The sequence below is a fragment of the Candidatus Viridilinea mediisalina genome (assembly GCF_002532535.1).
Taxonomy (GTDB): Bacteria; Chloroflexota; Chloroflexia; order Chloroflexales; family Chloroflexaceae; genus Viridilinea; species Viridilinea mediisalina.
In genome coordinates, this window is the sequence record NZ_NQWI01000003.1 from 55,677 (window position 1) to 77,126 (window position 21,450).

The 21,450-nt window shown below is 57.4% G+C and carries 19 protein-coding genes; 10 read left to right on the plus strand and 9 right to left on the minus strand.

From position 1 onward, the window contains the following. The first annotated feature begins 12 nt into the window (after positions 1–12). Positions 13–2,103 (plus strand): serine/threonine protein kinase, encoded by a 2,091-nt coding sequence (locus tag CJ255_RS01255; protein WP_097642275.1) that lies wholly within the window; start codon positions 13–15, stop codon positions 2,101–2,103. A 156-nt stretch (positions 2,104–2,259) separates the two neighbouring features. Here the strand turns inward: CJ255_RS01255 and CJ255_RS01260 are convergent, their stop codons facing one another. The 4 genes from CJ255_RS01260 to CJ255_RS01275 form a co-directional block, all read right to left on the minus strand. Further along, positions 2,260–3,702, minus strand: a complete 1,443-nt coding sequence (locus CJ255_RS01260; protein ID WP_097642276.1) for a metal ABC transporter solute-binding protein, Zn/Mn family — start codon at positions 3,700–3,702, stop codon at positions 2,260–2,262. 164 nt (positions 3,703–3,866) lie between these two features. Continuing rightward, positions 3,867–4,481 (minus strand): GNAT family N-acetyltransferase, encoded by a 615-nt coding sequence (locus CJ255_RS01265; protein WP_097642277.1) that lies wholly within the window; start codon positions 4,479–4,481, stop codon positions 3,867–3,869. Positions 4,482–4,668: 187 nt separating this feature from the next. After that, complete coding sequence (locus CJ255_RS01270) at positions 4,669–5,751, minus strand: CobW family GTP-binding protein (RefSeq protein WP_097642278.1); 1,083 nt, start codon at positions 5,749–5,751, stop codon at positions 4,669–4,671. Positions 5,752–5,960: 209 nt separating this feature from the next. Then, on the minus strand, positions 5,961–6,203 hold the full coding sequence (locus tag CJ255_RS01275) for an FmdB family zinc ribbon protein (protein ID WP_097642279.1): 243 nt from the start codon (positions 6,201–6,203) through the stop codon (positions 5,961–5,963). Positions 6,204–6,493: 290 nt separating this feature from the next. On the opposite strand from CJ255_RS01275, the gene CJ255_RS01285 reads away from it, so the two are divergent. Then, entirely contained in the window at positions 6,494–6,988 is a 495-nt protein-coding gene (locus CJ255_RS01285) for a Fur family transcriptional regulator (RefSeq protein ID WP_097642281.1), read from the plus strand. Positions 6,989–7,137: 149 nt separating this feature from the next. On the opposite strand, the gene CJ255_RS01290 is transcribed toward CJ255_RS01285, so the two are convergent. Further along, positions 7,138–8,064: an NAD-dependent epimerase/dehydratase family protein gene (locus CJ255_RS01290; protein WP_097642282.1), complete on the minus strand. Its 927-nt coding sequence runs from the start codon at positions 8,062–8,064 to the stop codon at positions 7,138–7,140. A 135-nt stretch (positions 8,065–8,199) separates the two neighbouring features. Between CJ255_RS01290 and CJ255_RS01295 the strand changes: the two genes are divergently transcribed. The 4 genes from CJ255_RS01295 to CJ255_RS01310 all read left to right on the plus strand — a co-directional run bounded on the left by CJ255_RS01295 (position 8,200) and on the right by CJ255_RS01310 (position 11,976). Beyond that, positions 8,200–9,117: a class I SAM-dependent methyltransferase gene (locus CJ255_RS01295; protein ID WP_097642283.1), complete on the plus strand. Its 918-nt coding sequence runs from the start codon at positions 8,200–8,202 to the stop codon at positions 9,115–9,117. A gap of 66 nt (positions 9,118–9,183) precedes the next feature. Continuing rightward, a complete protein-coding gene (locus CJ255_RS01300) occupies positions 9,184–10,602 on the plus strand; it encodes a serine/threonine protein kinase (RefSeq protein ID WP_245863103.1) in 1,419 nt (472 codons plus the stop codon). Between the two features lie 17 nt (positions 10,603–10,619). Next, the gene (locus CJ255_RS01305; protein ID WP_097642284.1) at positions 10,620–11,249 is read left to right on the plus strand and encodes a GNAT family N-acetyltransferase; all 630 of its coding nucleotides are present in this window, start codon (positions 10,620–10,622) and stop codon (positions 11,247–11,249) included. Positions 11,250–11,430: 181 nt separating this feature from the next. Further along, positions 11,431–11,976 (plus strand): nucleotidyltransferase family protein, encoded by a 546-nt coding sequence (locus CJ255_RS01310; protein ID WP_097642285.1) that lies wholly within the window; start codon positions 11,431–11,433, stop codon positions 11,974–11,976. Positions 11,977–12,284: 308 nt separating this feature from the next. Here the strand turns inward: CJ255_RS01310 and CJ255_RS01315 are convergent, their stop codons facing one another. Continuing rightward, positions 12,285–12,443 (minus strand): Flp family type IVb pilin, encoded by a 159-nt coding sequence (locus CJ255_RS01315; RefSeq protein WP_097642323.1) that lies wholly within the window; start codon positions 12,441–12,443, stop codon positions 12,285–12,287. A 588-nt stretch (positions 12,444–13,031) separates the two neighbouring features. On the opposite strand from CJ255_RS01315, the gene CJ255_RS01320 reads away from it, so the two are divergent. The 4 genes from CJ255_RS01320 to CJ255_RS01335 are packed head-to-tail and all read left to right on the plus strand — an operon-like array spanning position 13,032 to position 17,893. Next, entirely contained in the window at positions 13,032–14,111 is a 1,080-nt protein-coding gene (locus CJ255_RS01320) for a rod shape-determining protein (protein WP_097642286.1), read from the plus strand. Positions 14,112–14,114: 3 nt separating this feature from the next. Continuing rightward, positions 14,115–15,023, plus strand: a complete 909-nt coding sequence (mreC, locus tag CJ255_RS01325; RefSeq protein ID WP_097642287.1) for a rod shape-determining protein MreC — start codon at positions 14,115–14,117, stop codon at positions 15,021–15,023. After that, entirely contained in the window at positions 14,996–15,538 is a 543-nt protein-coding gene (locus CJ255_RS01330; RefSeq protein ID WP_097642324.1) for a rod shape-determining protein MreD, read from the plus strand. Before mreC ends, CJ255_RS01330 begins: the two co-directional genes overlap by 28 nt. A 3-nt stretch (positions 15,539–15,541) precedes the next feature. Then, a complete protein-coding gene (locus tag CJ255_RS01335) occupies positions 15,542–17,893 on the plus strand; it encodes a penicillin-binding transpeptidase domain-containing protein (RefSeq protein WP_097642289.1) in 2,352 nt (783 codons plus the stop codon). Between the two features lie 168 nt (positions 17,894–18,061). Here the strand turns inward: CJ255_RS01335 and CJ255_RS01340 are convergent, their stop codons facing one another. The 3 genes from CJ255_RS01340 to CJ255_RS22375 form a co-directional block, all read right to left on the minus strand. Next, on the minus strand, positions 18,062–18,352 hold the full coding sequence (locus CJ255_RS01340; RefSeq protein ID WP_097642290.1) for a hypothetical protein: 291 nt from the start codon (positions 18,350–18,352) through the stop codon (positions 18,062–18,064). A gap of 327 nt (positions 18,353–18,679) precedes the next feature. After that, positions 18,680–20,095: a chromosomal replication initiator protein DnaA gene (dnaA, locus tag CJ255_RS01345; protein ID WP_097642291.1), complete on the minus strand. Its 1,416-nt coding sequence runs from the start codon at positions 20,093–20,095 to the stop codon at positions 18,680–18,682. A gap of 857 nt (positions 20,096–20,952) precedes the next feature. Beyond that, complete coding sequence (locus CJ255_RS22375; protein WP_124681781.1) at positions 20,953–21,429, minus strand: hypothetical protein; 477 nt, start codon at positions 21,427–21,429, stop codon at positions 20,953–20,955. Between the last annotated feature and the right edge of the window lie 21 nt (positions 21,430–21,450).

Here is a 21,450-nt window from a genome sequence, read left to right on the forward strand (position 1 = left end):
GCAGAGGCACACATGGATCTTAAGCAAGACATGCTGCTCCAAGGGCGCTACCGCATTGGTGAACTGTTGGCCCAAGGCGGTATGGGTGCGGTCTATCGGGCTACCGACGAACGACTAGGCAATACGGTTGCGCTCAAGCAGACCTTGATGCGCGATCCGTCACTACGCGCCGCCTTTGAGCGTGAGGCGCGTCTGCTGGCCTCCTTGAGCCACCCGGCATTGCCGGTGGTTAGCGACCATTTCATTGAGCAGGACGGCCAGTTTTTGGTGATGCAGTTCATCCCTGGGCCCGATCTGGCGACGATGTTGCAGGAGCGCGCTGCGCCCTTTAGCCCCGCTGAGGTGGACCCTTGGGCTACAAGTCTCTTGGATGCGCTAGAATATCTGCATGGGCGCACGCCGCCGATTATTCACCGTGATATTAAGCCACAAAACCTGAAGTTGGCCGCCCACGGTGGGGTGATTCTGCTCGATTTTGGCCTCGCCAAGGGCCAGACGAGTACGATGGCTCAGGGTGATGGCGCGAGTCTCTTTGGCTATACGCCCCAGTATGCGCCGATTGAACAAATTCAGGGCAGTGGAACCAATGAACGCAGTGATCTCTATGCAGTCGCCGCTACGCTCTACAATCTGCTGACCGGCAGCCCGCCCGCCGATGCGCTGACCCGCGTCACTGCCTCGGTGCGCAATGAGCCCGACCCACTACGTTCCGCTGATAGCCTCAATCCGGCGATTCCACCTGAGCTTGCCGCCGAGCTTACCCGTGGCCTTAGTATTAACCCCGAGTTTCGTCACTCCTCGGCGGTGGCGATGCGAAACGCCCTGCGTGCCGCCTTCCAAGGCCAGCCCGCTCCCGCTGTGGCTGAGACAAAGGTAACCGCAGCAACGCCGCCACCTGCTGCCGCAGCGCCGCCCTCTTCGCCGCCACCTGTTGCCGCAGCGCCGAAGCCCGCTACCAAAAGCCAAGCTTTCATGCCCATCGCGGTGATCGGCATGGTGTTCGTAGCCCTCTGTATGGGTGCCGGGCTGCTGCTCACCGCTGCACTCTTCACCCGTAGCAATGGTACAGTCGCCAACCCGCCTACCAACCTGCCCGCCACCGTGATCCCCGCCGCAGCCCCAGTGAGCGATGAAGTGCTGCCAACGACTCCCCCCGCCGCACCGCTTGACCCTGAGTTGGGCTATAGCCGCAGCAGCCCGCTGCCCATGGATACGCCCCTTGAGTTTGGCGGCTGGCGCGTCGAGGTTGTCGCGCAAGTGCGCGGCGAAGATGCCTACGAACAATTGCGGCGCGCCAATGCCAACAATGGCCCGCCCGACGAAGGCATGGAGTACCTGTTGCTCAACTTCCGCCTGACCTCTATGGCCCGCGATAGCCAAAGTATGCCCGGCAACGCACTGCGTGTGCTTGGCGCTCGCGGTGAAGCCTACAGCCAGACCGCCAACGTCGCCCCATCCCCGCGCCTCGAGCGCAGCGGCGATGTCGCCAGTGGGGCTGAAGTGGGCGGCTGGGCCGCCTTCATGGTCGGGCTGGAAGAAGAGCACCTGCTGCTCGCTTTGGGCAGCAATTCTATCCTCGCCGAGAGCCGCTTTGTGGCGCTGAGCCCCAACGCCAGCCTGAGCGAATTCAGCGACCGCAGCGGGCTACAAGCCAACCAAGTGGGCCAAGAGTGGCGTGAGCCCGCCACCATTGACCAAGAGGTAATCACCGATGATTGGATCATCCGTATCGAGGCGGTCATCCGTGGCGAGGAGGCATGGGAGCGCATCCAAGCCCATAACCGCTTCAACGATCCGGCCCCGCCGGGGCGCGAATACCTGCTGGCCTATGTGCATGTGCGCTACATCGGGGTTGAAGAGACGCCCAAGCTGATCAACAACGGCTATTTCACTGCCACCGACGGCACCACCGAACCCGAACGGGTCTCGGTCAACGGCCCCGAACCACGGCTCTCGGCTCTGCTCTTCCCCGGCGGCAGCGCAAGCGGCTGGATCACCCTCACCGGCGTCGCCGACACCCCCGATGCGCGGATCGTCTTCAAACATAGCTCGATTGGCTTCCGCCCTGATCATTTTAATACGCGCTACTTTGCATTAGAGTGAGTGAGGTACAGAGTATTGAACCACAGAGGCACTGAGGACACAGAGACAGAGATGTTTGTGGCAAAGCAATCACCTGTTTGGCGCTCCTACCATCAAAAACTCTGTGTTCTCTGTGTCTCTGTGGTTCAATCCTCGGTACCTCTTCAAAAACTCTAGCTACTCCTGCGTCAACGCCTCCACAATTGTGGTGACGTTGACGCGCACCATGCCAATATAGGTGGCCCCTGGGCTCCCCGGCGCACCTAACGCATCGGTGTAGAGCGGCGGCGCCAGGCTCACCCCCGCTTCGCGTGCAATAGTCTCCATCAGGGCTGGGTTGCTGGTGTTCTCGGTGAAGATGGCAGGCACCCCTGCGGCCTGGATCTGCTGCACAAGTTCGGCAATTGCACCCGCCGCCGGATCAGCCGCCTCGGTGGTGGCCCCTAGCGCGGTGCCAAGCACCTCAAAGCCGTAGCGTGCCGCAAAATAGCCAAAGGTGTCGTGATTGGTCACCAATTGGCGCTGGGCCATTGGAATCCGCGCCACCTCTGCTACGATGAAACGATCCAACTCCTCAAGCTCCACAATGTAGGCTGCCGCGTTCTGCGCGTAGACCTCAGCATTGGGTGCATCGGCGAGCATCAGCGCGTCACGGATGGCCTCGACCATGATGATCGCGTTGTTGGGATCCTGCCAGACATGGGGATCAAACTCGCCATGATGATGACCATGATCATGGCCAACCTCTTCCCAAACCAGGGCAACCTGCTCACCCGCGTCGGGGCCAAAGCTGAGCGTATAGTCGCCCGGTTCAAGCTCAAAGGTGTAGACAAGCGCAATTGCGTCGCAGCCTTCGCTGATCAGCTCAACCGCTTCAGGTTCAAGCTCGCTTGTCCCCAGGCTGAGGGTCAAACTCACTGCGCTACCCAAGAAGAAGCTCACGTCTCCTTCTTCATCATAGCTCAAGCTAACCATACCCGCGCCATCGCTCAGGCTCACCACATAGAGCGTATGGTCATCAGGAATGGCCTCCGCATCCGCCATGCTCGTGCCCGCCGTCACAGCGGTCGGCTCGTCCTCAAAGTGCTTGCAGGCATGAGCCAAGGGGTCTTTGTGGTGGTCGTGATCATGATCATGATCGTGATCATGGTGATCCCAATCAAAGGGCAAGGGCGTAATGCCCTCCGAGACCACAACGCGGGTTGCTTGCGAACCCGACGCTTCAAAGAGGGCATCGAGCCAGAGTTCAAACTCAAGGCCATTCTCAAAGAGCAGATCGGCCTGTGCGAGGGTCACACTATCACGCGGGGTCGGCTCATAGACATGGGGGTCACCATCGTAGCCCACCAATGTCGTCAGGTTGATCAGGTCGCCTGCGACATGTTCAACCAGATCGCCCAGAATGCTGTAGGTCGCAACCACATTGAGCGGCGGAACATCTGCAACCGGCTCTTCAGTCGGCTCGGCGGTTGGTGCCTCAGTCGGTTCAGTGGCGGGCACTTCGGTCGCAGGGGCGGCAGGTGCCGTCGTCGGTTGCGCACTCGGCGCAGCCCCACACGCAGCCAGCAGCATTGCCAGCACTACGAAGAGGACGAGGAACAAAGGACGCGAACGGGACATGAGTTTTCGACCTTTCTTGTAGGACAAGGTGTTCTGTGAGCCAGATTCTAGGCAACAGCAAACCAAGCTCTGTCCAGCAGGACAGCAGCATCAGCCTTCCCTTGTCGGCCAACATATCCAGGGCGCTCAGGCGGGCCATTCCCGCTTGGCGTAGACCCTACAAGCTATAGTTGATCCTCTGGTTCATTGGACAACTCCATGGCCAATTGATGGTGGCCCAATTCAGGCCGCTGGCGTCTGGGCTGTTCAGCCGTCGTTGAGGGATCAGCGGGGAGGTCAACTCCGGGTGTGGGCTTGAGATCAACCCGCCAAATCTCCTGGGTTGGCCCAAGGCCACACTTGGTATAGAAGCGTTTTGCCCGTTCATTATGGGCAGTCACATAGAGTTGCAAGCGGTCAAAGCCCTTCGCCGCCGCCCACTGCTTGGCCTGTTCGACCAACTGGTGGGCCAAAGGGCCACCGCGCTGTTCAGGGGCAACATAGAGCGCCACCAACTCAGCCCAGCGGCGCTCGGCAAAGATAGGCGAATCGCTATGGGCTTCCACCAGCAACAGGCCCACCGGCGCATCAGCGCACCACGCCAGCAGCCAGAGCGAACCGGGGGCAGTATGGGTAAGCGTAAAGTGCTGCTGCAACAACCGTTCCCAATCGGCATCCAAACGGAAACGGCGATCCAAGCCCGCATTAAAATGGTGCAGAGCCTCAAAGAGACGCGCCACCGCCCAAAAGTCCTCAGCGCGGGCGGGCCGCAGTTGGAATGGTACATGGTCAAGTTGCATAGGAGAGAGCTTAAAGCATATAGATTCATTCACGCTAGAGAACACAGAGTTTTTCACCACAGAGGCACAGAGAACACAGAGTTTTTTTGTAGAGTATCTGTTCCCCTGTTCTTGGTTCCCCTGTTCCCCTGTTCTTCTGTTCCCCTGTTCCCTGCCCCCCTGTTCTCTGTTCTCTGTTCTTCTGTTCTCACCTCGCCCCTCCCCCCCGCATCCACGTCTGCTCGGCGGCCACCTCAGCGGCTTGGGGCAGGTCGCTGAGGCATGCGTCCAAAGCGGCTTGCATGGCGTCCTCATCGAGATCGCCGGGGGTGCTGAGGAAGACCAATTGGGTGACGGGGGGCGTTGTGCCCCAGGCGTCGGCGAGGGTTACATTGACCCGCACCCCAACTGCCTGTAAGACCACGCGCCGGTCGGGGGCTTCGGCAAGATAGATCAAGCCTTTGGCGCGAAAGATCGCTACTGGCAGATTGAGAACCACTTGGCGCAGGGCTGGCAGCGTGAAGGGACGCGTGCTGGTGTAACTCCAGGTACTAAAGGCGACACTATGATCGTGGTGGTGGTCGTGATCGTGATGGTGATCACAGGTCTCGCCAGGCGCATGCTCATGACCACAGCTTGCCTGCTGGGGCGTCTGCTGCATAGAGGTCAGGCTCATGCGATACTGCCCCACGCCTAGCAATAGGTTGAAAGGCACATCACCATGGACAGCGGGAAGAATGCGGGCTCTGGGCACAATCTGGCGCACCCAAGCCTCAACCTCAGCCTGCTGTTGAGCCTCAACGAGATCAACCTTACTGAGAACGACAATATCAGCGGCGCTGATCTGATCAACCACCAGATCTTCATACTGCTCCTGCTGACGCACATACTCAGCATCAACCACCGTAATCACGCCATCAAGCTGCACATAGGGGCGCAACTCCGGCAACTCAAAGGTCTCGGCCACGGCCCATGGATCACTCACACCACTCGCCTCAATCACCAGATACTCCGGCGGCTCATCGCGGGCAAGGAGTTGCAGCGCAGTATTGAGCAGATCGCCACGAATCGTGCAGCAGATACAGCCATTAGCCAGTGAAATCGCCTCACCCTCAACACCAACAACCAACTGGGTATCAATATTGATACTACCAAAATCATTGACCAGCACCGCCACCTTCAAGCCATGGTCGGCGTGCAGAATCCGATTGAGCAGAGTCGTCTTTCCAGCACCAAGAAAACCAGTCAAAATCGTCAACGGCACCGGCTTAAAGGGCTTGGCAAGAGTCATAGGGAGTCTCCGAAAGGTAAGGATATAGAAAATAGAAAATAGGTTTGCGCCATCGGGATGCGCTGAATGTCGCCAAACTGTAAAGCTTCATCAAAATTTGGTATTAATACCAATTACCATTGAACAGGCCGCATGCCTAATGACATTCAAGCACATTGAGACGCCATGTCCGGCTTTCAGCTATCGGCTATCGGCTATCGGCTATGGTATTAACGTCGTCGTGGGCGACAGCAGTCGCAATCGAGGCCATGCAAAGCCCGTGCCACCTGCTGCGGATTGGCATAGACAGGTTGGGGCGGTGGCGGGGCCGAACGCACACTAAAGCGGCTCGGTTCGCGCACACACAGGCCATGGCAAACCGGACACTCAAGCGGCTCATCGGCACGCCAAGCGGGGCGCAACTCTTCGAGTTCAATCTCACACTCTGGGCAACCAAAAAGATAGATGGGCATGGGTTTGGAAGGGAAAAGGGAAAAGGGAAAAGGGAAAAGGAAAAAGGGAAAAGGGAAAAGGGAAAAGGGAAAAGGGAAAAGGGAAAAGGGAAAAGGGAAAAGGGAAAATCAGGATACGCTGCTGTTCGCCTGTTCTCTGTTCGCCTGTTCTCTGTTCTCCTGTTCGCCTGTTCTCTGTTCTCCTGTTCGCTGCTCTCCTGCTCTCCGCTTCACACCACTTGCGTTTATACGGTATCATTGGATCACTACTTTGTCAATAGTGAGAGTGTATATCATCTAAGGAGAGAGTCATGAGCCGCTTGCTCAATGCGCGGCGCGAAGAACTACCCGCCGCTGTGACGAGTTTAGCCGAGCAACTCGTAGCGGCGGGCTATAAAGTCACGAGGCCACGCCTCGCGGTGCTGCAAGCGGCCACGGCGCTACCAGGGGCCTTCAGTGTGCAGGAGTTGGAACAGTGGCTGATTGAGCGTGGCGAGTCACCGGGGATTGCCAGCATCTTCCGCACGGTACGTCTACTCTGCGAACTGCACATCCTCGAACGCATCCACGGCCTCGACGAGTGCCACCGCTACAGCTTAGGCACAGGCCACCACAACCACCATATCATCTGCACAAGCTGCGGAGCAATGGAGCATTTCGACAACTGCGGGGTACAGCAACTGATCGAGCAACTTGAAGCACGCACCGGCTTTCGGATCAATGCTCACCTGATGGAACTCTTTGGCACCTGCCCACAATGCGAGATGGTGCAAACCAGTGCAGCGAGAGAGAGAGAGAGTTTGTAAGAGGTACAGAGTTTTTCACCACAGAGGCACAGAGAACACAGAGATAATTATTGATGAGGTGAGCGCAATCACCGTTGTTTGCACGCCCAACTCAAAAACCTCTGTGCCCTCGGTGCCTCTGTGGTACATACCTCTGTATCTCTCCTGACTCACACCACCAACGAGAGCTCTTCGGCCACCGGCAGGCGCTCATCGAGCCAATCCATAAGACTGGGGTAGCGCAGCGTAAGTGGCAGATCGTGCTTCATGCGGCTATTATCGAGACGCACGGAGGCGCTGAGCATGCCCACAATGGTGGGATCAATGCCAGCGGCAAGCGCTGCCGCAGGCGCGACGGTGCGCGGGGGTACCATGCCCAGGCGTTGGCGCACCTCACCCTGAAAATCGAGCAAGCGCATCGGGTGATCATCGCCAACATTGTAGATCGCGCCTGGCTGACCGTAGCTTGGCAGGGCCAACAGCACCTCCAGCAGATCATCAATGTGGATATGGGCCACAAAATTGCGCCCATTGCCATAGATCGTTGCGATGCCATCGGCCACCGCCTGCACGGGATCACGTTCTGGCCCATAGAGCGAAGCGCAACGCAGAATCATTGCCGGAAAGCGGTGTTGCCGTGCTGCTTCCAGCAAGGTTTGTTCGGCTGCCACCATCACCTCAGCCAAGGGATGCAGCGGCGCAACTGGTGTATCTTCAGTCACCAGCCGATCACCACAATCACCATAGGGGGCCAGATTGGAGGTGAAGATATAGCGCCGCACCGAACGCGCACGCGAACAGGCGGCAATCAGATGCTGATTGCCGTCCACGTAGGTGCGCTGCAAGGAACCATTCTCTAGCACCGAGCGCGATGTCAGATTATAGACATAATCAACCCCGTCGGCAATCCCGACGAGGCTTGCAGGGCGAGTCAGATCGCCAATCCAGACCGTCATCCCCCGCGCTGCAAGACGCTCAACCATGAGCGTGTCGGGGTTACGCACAAGACCTCGCACCCGCTGGCCGGCAGCCAGAAGCCGCTCGGCAAGGCGCGAACCAACATAGCCCGAAGCGCCTGCGATCAGGTAGCACGCCATAGTCCACCTCGAATTCGCTAAGACTTAGTGGAAACAACACAGGCTGCCCCTGAGCATGACCAAGCGGGCGCTCCATCTGTTCAGGTGCAGCAATCTTTACAATTTTAACATGTTTTGCACAAGCTTGCGTTGAACATGATTTGTGCTTTTCTTGTGCCTTTATTGTGCAAAAAGGGTGTACCTGGGGCTACGCCCGACGGGCTGGCTTCGACGATCTCAGCCAGCGACGCGCTGGCTGAGCTTGTCGAAGCCAGCCCGTCGAAGCCAAGCGGCGCGGCCCAGAGTTTCTTCGGGCTAACAAAGACTTGTGGGAGCGGCTTCGCCGTCCCCGCCCCCCCACTGGATGGTATAATTCTCTCCATGATCTACCGTATCCTGGGCTGGTTGGCTGGTGGCCTTGGGGTAGGGGCGCTCCTCTATTGGCAGGTGATTCTTGCTGAAGGGGCCTACTTCGGGCGTTGGGCGGTACGCCTGATCTATCGGCTAGGGGCCAAGCACTATGATGCACTGCGGCAGCCGTGGCAAGCCGAGGCCGATGCGATCCTGCAAACGCACATGCAAGCCGCTCTAGGCAACCACGCCTATCCCCACGTGCTCGATGTAGCCACCGGGACTGGGCGCGTACCCCTGCTGCTCTATGGCTCTGCCAATTTCAACGGCGTGGTCGTTGCCCTTGATCTTACCCCGGCGATGCTCACAACAGCACAAGCTAAATCCGCGCAACTCCCGATCCTATGGCTACAAGCCGAAGCGGAGGCATTGCCCGCACCGAACGCTACGTTCGATCTTGTGACATGCCTCGAGGCGCTTGAATATTTCCCCCATCCGCGCCATGCCCTTGCTGAAATGGTGCGCGTCTTGCGTCCTGGTGGTACACTGCTGCTAAGTAAAGTACCCGATAGTTGGGCACGCTTGCTCCCCGGACGTGCGTTTCAACGCATGCACCTCGAACAAACATTACAAGCATTTGGTTGCCACGAAGTGACTTTCGCTGCGTGGCAGGAGGGCCACTATGAGTTGGTGGCTTGTCTGCGTGAACCCTCATATCAGTGATGAGTGACAAGTGATGAGTGATGAGTGACAAGTGATGAGTGATGAGTGACAAGTGATGAGTGATGAGTGACAAGTGAGGCTGAACTGCACGTGACCGCCGAACATACAAGCGAAACCCCTTCCGCTCCGCCCCTGCTCTTTGGCCGTTATCGCGTCGCTACACAGTTGGGCGCTACGCGCTGGGCGGTTGTCTATGCGGCTGCCGATGAGCGTTTGCAACGCCGTGTCTTGTTGCACCTGCTCCGCAAAGAGTTGCTGGGCCAAGCCCATCCCCACGAACGCTTTCTGAACGAGATTGCCCAGATGGCCCGCCGCTCCCATCCAGCCTTGCTGGAGATCTTTGATAGCGGTGAGGTTGGCGGTCGCCCCTTTATGGTCACCGAATATTGCACCGGACGCCCGTTGCACGGCTTGGGCCTGCTCACGGTTGAACAGGCGCTGCTCTATCTACGCCAACTCAGCGGGGCGCTGACGGTCTGCCAAGCTCAGGCCGATGCCAATATGCCCCAAGGGCTCTACCATCCGCCCATCTCGAGCAGCAATGTCCTGCTGGTGGATGAAGGCCAAGTGCGGCTCGTGGATAATTGGCTGCTACCCTTGGATGAACTCCAGCGCGACCAAGCCCACTACCGGGCACCTGAATTGACTGAGGGCCAGCCAGCCAATCGTTCGAGTAGTGTCTATGCTCTGGGCCTGCTGCTCTATGAACTGTTGACCGGCGAACGACCTATGCGTGGCCATGATGCCCGCAGCATTGCTTTGGCGCATCTACAAACCACGCCCTCCATGTTACGTCAAGTTCAACCTAATCTCTACCTACCCTCATTGGAAGCCTTGCTGACCCGTGCGACCGCACGCCGTCCTCATGAGCGTTTCCCCGATGCTCAGAGTTTTGGTCTAGCACTCGATAGCCTCTGGCGCGAGTTGGGGGCCGCGACGCGCCCACTCGCCCGCAACCAGATCAATGCGCTACCAGCAGCAACCACGCCTGCCCCCGCAGCAACCAGCAAAGCGCCAACCGCCCGCCTGAACATCCCCCCAGTTGCTGCCCCGCCCCCACGTCCTAGTAGTAAGCGGCGTGCCCCCAATGCCGCCCCATGGCGCCGCCAACGCATGATGAGTAGCCTGATCGCATGGTTGCTCATGACCAGTATGCTCTTTGCGGTCGTAGGTGCCACCTACTTTGCGGTCATTGGCGTGACGGGTATAACCGAGCGCCCGGCAAATCCACTGGTTTGGATCAGTAGCCTCTTCAGCCGCGAAGAGATCTATGTGGTCAATATCGCCGAGGGCTTGAATCTACGCCGTGTTCCCCAGGCCCACGATGCGAGCAATATCATTGCCGTCATCCCCAATGGTGCTACCGTACGCAAACTGGACGGCCCACGGATCGAAGACAACATCCCTTGGCTGCGTGTCCGAGTCGAAGTGGATGGCCGTCCAGTGGAAGGCTGGATGTCACTCAACTACCTCCAACCGCGTTGAACGAGCGAAGGTCAGTGATGCAACGACACACGCAAGCGCGGATCATCTACGGTCAACGGGTCTTGCTTCGCCCCTGGCAGCGTAGCGATAACCTTGCCCAAGAACTCTGGCCACGCTACTATGAACCTTTGCATACCCTCTGGAATATTCCGCGCATTTCGCTCTATGATGAGTTTGGCGGGCGGGGCTGGCAAGCCCAACGCTATGTCTGGGCCGTAGACAACCTGCAGCAACGCTTGATTGGGCGCATCTCTCTGCGCGAGGTCGAAACCGATGGCACATGTGCCCGTTTAGGCATCTCCCTCTCCCAGGCCCATGTGGGCCAAGGGCTCGGCACCGAGGCGCTCGCGCTCTTTCTCGACCACTACTTTGGGCCGTTGGAGTTTAGCTCTATGTACCTCGATGTCGCCGCCTTCAACCGCCGTGCCGTGCGTTGCTACGAACGGCTAGGCTTTCGCTACATCGAGAGTGAATGGCGTAGCGCCGGACGCGATCCGGCCCTGCGCCAACTCAATGATCCGCGCCATACCGAATTGCTCACCTTCTTTCGACGTAGCCGCTTCGAGACCTTCGTTGAATTCTATGAAATGCTGCTCACCCGCGAAGCTTGGTTGGAACAGCATCGTAACAATGGGGTGGTAAGATAGAGGGCGAAGAGACAATAGAGCTATGCACCACAGAGGCACCGAGGACACAGAGATGCTGAGATAAGCGCCATTCCCGTACACTCCCTAACCCCAAAACCTCTGTGCTCTCTGTGCCTCTGTGGTAAAAAACTCTGTACCTCAAAAAGCCTCTCGCCGCCCCACAGCCTTGAGGAAGACACCCATGTCCTTGATTGCCGGAAATCTCGCCGTTGTCCAACGCCTGCTCGATGGTGCCAATATGCCCTGGGGGGTCTTTGCTGGTGCGGCAGCCCACCTCTATGGCAACCGTCGTCCGATCCAAGATGTTGACCTGCTCATTATGCGCGGCCAACTGCCTCAGGTAGTCAAACTGCTCCAAGGCAGTGGCAAAGCGGTCCAATTTGATGGGCAGCGGATTCTTTGGCGTGGCATCAAGATTTTTGATGACCTCACCTTACGCCGGGCGGGGCAAACCTACCCCCTGCTGCTCGATGAACCTATGCGCCAGCGCCTCCGCCGCATGCCCCTGCTCGGTGCCCAAGTGGGCGTCGTTGCCCCCGAAGATGTCATTGCCCATAAGCTGCTCTTGGGCCGTGGGCAAGCCGAAGGCAAACACGACCAGATTGATGTCGAGGGCATCGTGCGCCGCCAAAAACTTGACCACGCCTACCTGATCGAACGAGCCCGCCTGCTCAACGCCGAGGTGCTCCTGCGTGAACGCTTCGCAGCCCTGGGGCTTGAGGTGTAGGGGAAGCGGATGTTGTTGATTGCCCCGTTGCGTTGCCACCCTGAGCGAAGATTCGTAGGAACGTTCCTGTTTGCGCTGTAGGTAGTGCCAACTTTAGTCGGCTTCCCATCGCTGGCAAAGACCTCAGCCGACTAAAGTCGGCACTACGATGCCTGCAAATCATGCATTATTCAGCAAGACAGGCTGCTGGGATACGTAACAATTTCTGCTTCCCCAAGAGCACGGCGCTGCTGTGCCCCTACTCCATAACAAAAAAACCACCCCCCGCAAGCGGGGGATGGGGCAAATCATTGTGGGCTAGAGGATGATTAGCGGCCGAGGCCCGATCCAATCTCCGAGAAGACTTCCGAAACAGCGCCACCCAAGAAGGTCAAGATACCGATGACAACGATGGCGATGAGGACGAGAATGAGTGCGTACTCGACGAGACCCTGGCCTTCTTCCTTGGCGAAAAAGCTGCGAAGCATGGTGTTCCTCCTAATGGAAACTACGATTACGTTGCGGAGGTTGGGGATGAGTAACGCGACGAAACCTAGGCGTGGTACACGCTGCATCGCTCCTAGACCAGTTTGTCTTGTCGGATGGTATCTGGAATACCTATATCAACTAGAGCAATTGTGACAAGACTGCGGTTCGTTGCGATGGTGTTGCGTCGTTGTTGGCTCACCGTCCCTTTCCGCTTGGCGTTGTGTAAGCCATTGCTTACAGTTAGCAGTATACGCTTTTGTATGCCATGGCACAATAGTCTGAAAGTACCGAATTGTTGGGAGTACTAGGACTAGCCCTAGTCCTAGTACTTAGGTAAGGTTTAACTTTCGTATATATGTTATTTGGGGCTACGCCCCAAACCCGCTTTGTTCTTCCACTGTGGCGGCTTCGCATCCTCGCATCCCCGCCTCCTCGCCTCCTCGCCTCCCCGCATCCCCGCATCCCCACATCCTCGCATCCTCGCATCCCCGCATCCTCGCATCCCGCCCCAAGCACGCATAGCGCATGAGCATGCTATAATAGGGTGTTTTCAGCTTATACTATATTTTCGTCGTGCGGAGTGGAACGTGGGCTTTAACCCGATTAACTCGCTGTTTGGCGCTTTTAGCCGTGACTTGGGCATTGACCTGGGTACGGCCAATACTCTGGTTCATGTTCGAGGTAAGGGGATCGTGATTAGCGAACCCTCGGTGGTTGCGATTGATGCACGTACTAAGCGCGTCCATGCCGTTGGCGCCGAAGCTAAGGCGATGGTTGGTAAGACGCCTGCCAATATTATTGCCGTTCGTCCGCTGAAGGATGGCGTGATCGCCGATTTTGATGTGGTCGAGAAGATGTTGGCCTACTTTATCAAGAAGGCTCACGCCTATTCGCCCATGCGCTTGGTTGATCCGCGCCCCCGTGTGGTTGTAGGGGTGCCCTCCGGGGTGACTGAGGTGGAAAAACGGGCTGCACGTGATGCGACGCTCAATGCGAAGGCGCGTGAAGCCTATGTGGTGGAAGAGCCTATGGCAGCCGCCATTGGCGCGGGTTTGCCCGTCGAAGAGCCGATTGGTAGCATGATTGTGGATGTTGGTGGTGGGACCACTGAAGTTGCCGTGATTTCGCTCGGTGGGATTGTGATCAACCATTCGATCCGTACCGCTGGCGATGAGATTGATGAGGCGATCATCCAATTCGCACGCCGTGAGTATAATCTGCTCATCGGTGAGCGTATGGCTGAACGGGCTAAGATTGCCGCTGGTTCGGCCTATCCTCTCGAAGAGGAGATTAAGGTTGTCCTGCGGGGCCGCGATCTGCTCACTGGTCTGCCGAAAGCTGTTGAGGTTAGTTCGGTTGAAATCCGCGACGGCATCAGTGGCCCAGTCAATGCGATTATCCAAGAGGTACGCTTTGCCCTTGAAGAGACGCCGCCTGAGTTGGTGGCCGATATTATGGAGCATGGCATTACTCTCGCTGGTGGCGGTTCGTTGCTCCACGGCCTCGATAAACGTATCTCTGCGGAGACGCGCATGCCTGTCCATATTGCCGAAGATCCGCTCTCATGTGTGGCGCGCGGCGCGGGCAAGATGGTGGAGAATTTTGAGAATAAGGTCTACCAAGACATCTTGAGCCGCACCCAGAGCTCGCGGAGAGCAAAGCTCTAGGTTATGCGCGATCTGCTTGATGATAAACCCCTAAAATTACGCCGTGAACGGGTCGCTGCACCCACCAGTGCGCGCCCGATCCTGCTCGCGCTGGTTCTCTGTGTCTTGGTTGCACTACTGTTGGCTCTTGGCAGCCAGGGCTGGCTCGATCCTGTGCGGGCGGGCCTGCAACGGGTGTTGGCACCACCGGCCCAGTGGTTAACTAGCATGCGCGATGATGTCGCTGGGTGGTTCGCTGGCCCTTGGGGTGATGCTGCGTTACGTGAGCGGGTGGCTGAGCTCGAACGTGAGAATAGTCGGCTCAATGAAGCCTTGATTCGTCATGAACAGGCCCATGTTGAGAATGTCTTCCTGCGCCAGCAGCTTGCGATTCAGCGCGAACGTCCATGGCAGTTGCTCGGAGCAGAGGTGGCTGTGCGGGCTCCCGATGCGGGGCGGCGGGTGATGCTCCTTAGCCGCGGCACACGCGATGGTGTCCAGCCGGGCATGGCGGTGATTGGTCAGAATCCCGGTGGTCCCGCAGGGTTGGTCGGCATTGTCGAGACGGTCAATAGCCATACTGCTGAGGTGCTGCTGCTCACCGATGTGGGGAGCCAGATCAGTGGGCGGGTGTTGCACGAAGGCCGCGCCACGATTGGCCTTGTGCAGGGCCAGTGGCAACGCGGCTCACGACTGCGGCTCATGCAGGTGGAACGGGCCATGAACCTAGCCGTTGATGCCCCGGTCGTAACCGCAGGGCTTACTGCGGTGCTGGAACTGCCTTTTGCCCTGGCCGCTGTGCCAGCCAATATTCCGATTGGTACGATCGAATACTTTGAGACGATTGAACAGTATCAGCAAGCCGAACTGCGACCCTTCGTTGATACTGATCAGGTGCGGTACGTGTGGGTGATTCTCAGTCAAGACGGCTAGAGGAGCGGCTGGCGCGTGAAGGTGTACGCATCTTGGCGCTCATAGCCCTCGCGCTTATCCAAGCTACGCTGCTGCTAACACCACTTGGCTTCGCATTGCCGCTGCTGGTGGTATTGGTGGTCAGCCGCATCTTGGTGGGCTTGGCAACGCCCTTCCCCGATAGCGAGTTGAGCTATGCGCTACGCTGGGCGATCTATGGCGGCCTGACGCTCGATCTGCTGACTGCTAGCCCCCTTGGAGTACATGCCCTCGCGCTGCTGCTGGCGGCCCTGCTGGTCATTCTTGCCACGCGACGGCTCCAGCTTGGCGGGCCGCTTATTCCGCTCTTGGCGGTGCTGCTGGCCACCTTGATCTACGAGATCAGTCTGGCCTTGCTTACCCAGCCTCTCCCGCTTGAATGGTTCAGTTACAGCCGTTTTGTGATTCTGCCTACTACACTGCTGGCACTGATTCTCACCCTGCCGATCTACATCACCATGCGCTGGGTCTTGGGAATGCGAACGGATCGGGATTAAGCAATGGAATTTCGCCTTTTAAGCCTCCGGCTCTTGGTGATCATCGTGGTGGTGATCATGAGCGCACGGCTCTACCACTTACAAATGGTGACGGGCGATAGCAACAGGTTTGGGGTTGATCCAGAAGTGATCACCCGCCGAAATGTGGTGGTTGCGCCGCGTCGCGGAGAGATTTTTGCTGCCGATGCACAGACCCTGCTCGCCGAGAGTGTGCCGGTCTATAGTTTAGCTGTGGTGCCAGGGCGCATGCCTGATGCCAATCGTCAGCCCTGGGAACGGGCTGAAGTAGTGGCACGTCTGGGTAAGGTGGCTGAGCTTAGCTCAACCCTGATCTTGACACCAACTATGGTGCTGGAAGAGCGCCCCCTCTTGCGGCGGACGCTCAATGATCTGGGGCCGTTGCCGCCCATAACGAGCAGTGAACCACTGACGCTTACGATCGCCCCCCAGCATAGCCTGCGGGCATTGGAATTGACCCGTACCTACAGTGATGTGTTGCGCCTCGAAAGCCCGATTGAGGCCATGATCGCCCGCCAGAGTGTACGGCCCTACCAGCCGGTTCTGGTTGCCGAGGCGCTTAGTAACAATTTGGCCATGGCAATCAGTGAGAATAGCAACTACCTACCGGGGGCTCAGGTAATCGCCAGTTACCAGCGCCGCTACCCTCATAGTGCTGAAGTCCCTTCGCTCTCGCATCTGCTTGGCTACATCGGGCGGATCAACGAGTGTGAATTGCTCGTCGCCAACCCGGCCAGTTCGTGGCTCACCAGCATGGCGGATGTCGTAGGCCAATCAGGACGCTGTGGGCTCCTGCGTAAGCCGATTGATCCGGCGAGCTTGGGCTTGGCCCCCTACCAAGTGGATGACAGGATTGGCAAAGATGGGCTTGAAGCCAGCTACGAACGCGAGTTGCGCGGGCACTTGGGCCTTGATATGGTCTTTGTGGATGCGCTCAACCGCCCAGTCAGCGCCATGGAGCGGGTCTATCCGGTAGAGAATGGCCTCAACCTCGTGTTGTCCATTGATATCCCCTTCCAAGCCGAGGTGGAGCGGCTGCTGCGCGATTGGATTGCTGAGGGTGAAGCACGACGGCAGCGAGCGCCCGAAGCCTACAAGCGTGACTACGATCCGATTGTGGCTGGTTCGGCAGTCGCACTCGATCCGCGTGATGGACGCATCCTGGCGATGGTTTCGTTGCCCGCCTTTGACAACAATGTCTGGGTAGACCCAAGGCGCCAAGCCGAACTCATCGCGCTGCTCAGCCCAAGCGATCCCGAAGAATTGGCCGAGTTGCTCCGCCTTGCCCCCTTGACCAATCGCTCAATAACTGGTCAATACCCTCCTGGCTCGACGCTTAAGCAGTTTGTTGGGGCAGCCGCATTACAACAGGGCATCATTACAGCCGACACCCAACTGCGCGATCCGGGGGTGCTGCGCCTAATTGAGCGCGGTGGCGCACTCTTTGAGTTGCCCAACTCGATACGTGAACGGGACAACGGCCTGCTCAATCTGGCCGATGCCCTACGTCTCTCATCCAACGTCTTCTTTGCCTCGATTGCGGGGGGCAACGATCAGGCCACCAACCTGGATGATCGCGCCTTGCGCATTACTGGCATGCAGATTGAGGGCTTGGTTGAAGGGCTTGATTGGTTCCACTTTGGACGCACAACCGGCGTTGATATTGCAGGCGAGGCACCAGGTCTGCTGCCAACCAGCACATGGAAGGCGGCGGTCAAGCGTGAAGTCTGGACCACAGGCGACACCTACAACACCGCGATTGGCCAAGGTGATCTTTTGGTTACGCCCTTGCAACTAGCGGTTGCAGCGGGGGGCATTGCCCTCGATGGCACCATTCAGCGGCCCCACGTTGTGACGCACCTTACGGACAGCAACGGCGCGACGGTACGCACAATCGCACCAGAGGTTATTAGTCGCGTACCGGTTGATCCTGCCCACCTGCAGGCGATTCGTCATGGTATGCGCGAGTCGGTGATGAATGTGCCCAACCGCACAGCCCATCCAGACTGTGCTGGTCTTGATCTTGCGGGCAAGACTGGCACCGCCGAGTTTGGGCCGCTGATTCTGCGCCCGAACCAGCGGCTTGTGCGCCAAAGCCACGCATGGTTTGTGGGCTTTGCACCATACGACAACCCCGAGATCGTGGTTGCGGTGCTGATCGAAGGCGTGGGTGATCTTGGCGATGGTTCTTCAACCATGGCATTGCCCGCAGTAACGCAGATCATGCAAGCCTACTACCAGATCGCCCCACCAGCGGATGCACCAGCCAACTGCCCGGTACTGCCAGTGCGCTCACCAGTGGAGCGGGTAGAGGATGTGGAGGAGATGGAGGAGTAAGGGTACAGAACAGAGAACAAAAGAACAGAGAACAAAAGAACAGAGAACAGGAGAACAGAGAACAGGAGAACAGAGAACAGGAGAACAGATGGAAGGTGCTAGGGCTTTCATGGGCACACAGAACATGGGTTTATTGCCGCAAAAAAGCGCAAAGGGATCCCCTACTGCCTATTTTCTATTTCCTCGTTTCTGTACCCTTCCCAAGGAAGTGATAGGGCGTTCAGGGGCCAGGCCATCCTCGCGCCCAACCCAGAAGGTATTGCGCCGTACATTGGTTGCAGTGCGCACCTCGACCCCTTCTAGGCTAGTGACATCCTGATCATTGACTAATACTAAGGTTGGTTCAATCCCACCAAAGCGATCACTGTAGGCCGCAATGGCATCTTCAATCTTTCTGACGGTACTAATGCGCGGGCTATCGTCGTACCAAACGAGAAAGGGGGGGCTAGTTGTGGCCATGGTTGACTCCTAAGACCATTTCAGATTGTAGCTTGTTGATTGCAGATTGCCGAACATGGCGTCTCAATCGGCTTTCGCGTTCTTGATGATGCGGCATGTTCAAAGGTAAAGAGCTGTATTGCTTTCGTTTTGGTGGCGACACCGCCAAAACGAAAGCAATACAGCGGGTTTGGGACAGCCCCCAACAGTATACAAGAACATTTGTGCAAAGTCAAGAGGGATGGTTTCAGAAAGGGGAAGGCCGCTTTACAATGTTGCGAGGATGCGTGAGGCGAGGGCTTCGCCTCCTCGCCTCCTCGCAAACGGTAAAGCCTCCAAGAACCATCCCTAAACAACCTGGGCATGCAACCGTTCGCGGATGCTCAACACCTCATTACGTAGGCGTGTATCGGTATTGATCTCCTCACCGATCTTCTCACAGCCATGCATGACCGTCGTATGGTCACGTCCACCCAAGAGATTGCCAATATCCATCAGGCTACAGTCGGTCTCTTCACGCAGCAGATACATCACAACGTGGCGCGGTACTACAATATTGCGCGAGCGCCCACGGCCTTGGAGGGTTCGCAGATCCACGCCGTAGTGTTCACTCACCGCGTTGAGGATCATGTCGGGCGTAATCCGCTTACGTCGGGCACTCCCAAGCAGATCGGCCAGAGCCAGCGTCGCCACCTCAACGGTGATATGCACCTGGTGCAGATCGGCATAGGCTGCCACCCGATTGAGGCTACCCTCAAGCTCACGGATGTTACTCTGCACCTTATGGGCGAGGAAATCAATCACCTCATCGGGCACATAGACATTCATCTGCTCGCCCTTGGTACGCAAAATTGCCGTGCGCGTCTCGAGGTCGGGAGGCTGAATATCGCAGATCAGCCCCCACTCAAAGCGCGAACGCAAGCGCTCCTCTAGGGTCAAAATAGCTTTTGGCGGCTTATCCGAGCTAATGATGATATGTTTTGCCGCCGCATGGAGCGCATTGAAGGTATGAAAAAACTCCTCCTGGGTCGCATCTTTGCCCGCAATAAACTGAATATCATCAATTAAGAGAACATCAATATTGCGGTAACGCATCCGAAACTCCTCCGTCTGCTGACGCCGAATCGCATTGATCAGGTCGTTGGTAAACTTCTCGGAGGAGACATAGAGGACGTTAATTTCCGGGTCGCGGTCGAGGACATAGTTGCCAATCGCATGGAGCAGGTGGGTCTTACCCAAACCCACGCCGCCATAGAGGAAGAGCGGGTTATAGGCTTGGCCGGGATTATCGGCCACCCCCAGGCAGGCTGCGTGGGCCAGCCGGTTGCTCGAGCCAACAATGAAGCGCGCAAAGGTATACTTCGGATTAAGCATACCCGCACGCATCGCATTGCTAAAATCGAGTTGCACGGCCCGTTCGGCATTCGCGAGGCTATCAGCATCAGCGTGGGCCATCAAGGGCGTACTGCCATTGCCATGCGCATGACCGTTGCCATTGGTATCACTGCGCACCGCCGCTCCAGCGCCAATCACGACCCGCACCTGCACGGGATAGCCCACCACATCGCCGAGCGAACGACGCACCGGCGCAAGGTAGCGATTCTCAAGCCCCTCTTTGTGGAATGGCGAGGTGGTACCTACGGTGGCCATGCCGCCATCAAGAGCCAGCAGCGTGGTGCCCCGCAACCATGTATCAAATTCTTGCCGCGATGTCTGGAGCTGAATCGTGCCCAGTGCAGCTTGCCAAATCTGGTTCAGGTTCACTGGCACCTCCTTGCTGTGCCCAAGAAAAAGCTAGAGCATAGGCGCGAGCCTATGCCCAGAGCATAGAAAGCCTGCCTGCACGAGGGATGGTTTCAGAACAGTGGAAGGTCGCTGTACCAGCTTGCGAAGATGCGTGAGGCGCAGCGGCGAGGGTTGCGCGTCCGTGCGCCCTCCCTCGCAAACGGTACCGTAGCTACGAACCATGGGCTGGCGTTGGAGTGCCAGCTTCAGCCGGCTGAAGCCGGCACTCCAACGCCAGTTCATAGACTTTTCAGATAGCCTCTTAGGTCATGACCAGCGCGGAGCGCTCAATCTGTGGCCCTCCCGTGGTGCAGATCATACTCGATCTTCCCCCCTATTTCAAGCAAGGCAAGGGGTGTTTGCTATAGCAATTCCTTATAGATCACCCCTCTCCGACAGAGCCTAATCTTTCGGTTCTACTGCCGAATCCATGGGTTTATGTCGAATCACTACGTGGGCATGATGTGGATAACTCAGGCAACTGTCATGACTTTTACGCTCACCCACTGGCATCAGCAACGCCTAAACCCCCACTCACGCGCCCCCCAACCCCTCGCAGATAAGTTGTGGATAACTTTGTGGGTAATGTGGAGAAGTTGTGGGGCAAGTGCCGACCTCCATGAAAAACGCGAGCGAACGAGTTATTTTCTTACTTTTTCATATGTACAACATGTACAAATGACCCCCTTTGGGCTTAGACAAACTAACATATTCCATAGGATATATCTTACAAAAGCCCCGTATAATATGATTATTTATCTCGTTCATTCCATCACAATAAATGAAAACCTAGATAATTGACAATTCTTAACCAAAGAAACGATGAAATAGGGTTGTCAAAAGAGCGCCGTGGTGCTATACTCAGCGCATACCCAATGAAGGAAGATCAAAAGCGACAGTTCAGCGGTCGCAGTCCACGCGGACTTGTGTGCAGGGTGGCTTTGGCGTAAGCCAAGCTCGGCCCCTATGCGGGTGCCTACTGCTCCAAGAACGCACGAGACCCCACAGGCCCAAGCGGCTTGTGAGGTCGTATGTGGTAGCACCGTGATCTTCGCAGCGCAGGTAACGACTGCCCCACAGTCATTACGAATGATGCTCTTGCCTGCAATGGCGCAGCAAGCTGGCTGAACTGCCCGCAGCAGCGGGACGATCAGCCAAAAAGGGGTTCCCCCACCGCTGGCACCGGTAGGGGAACTACGCAGCGGCGGCGTAAGCGCCGATGCACGGACATCATAGCACATGTCTGCATCATCGCTTACGCCACCGCCACCTGTATCAAGGTGGTCTGGGTCGCTGGCACCGACCCAGATCACCACGGCGGCGTAAGCGCCGGT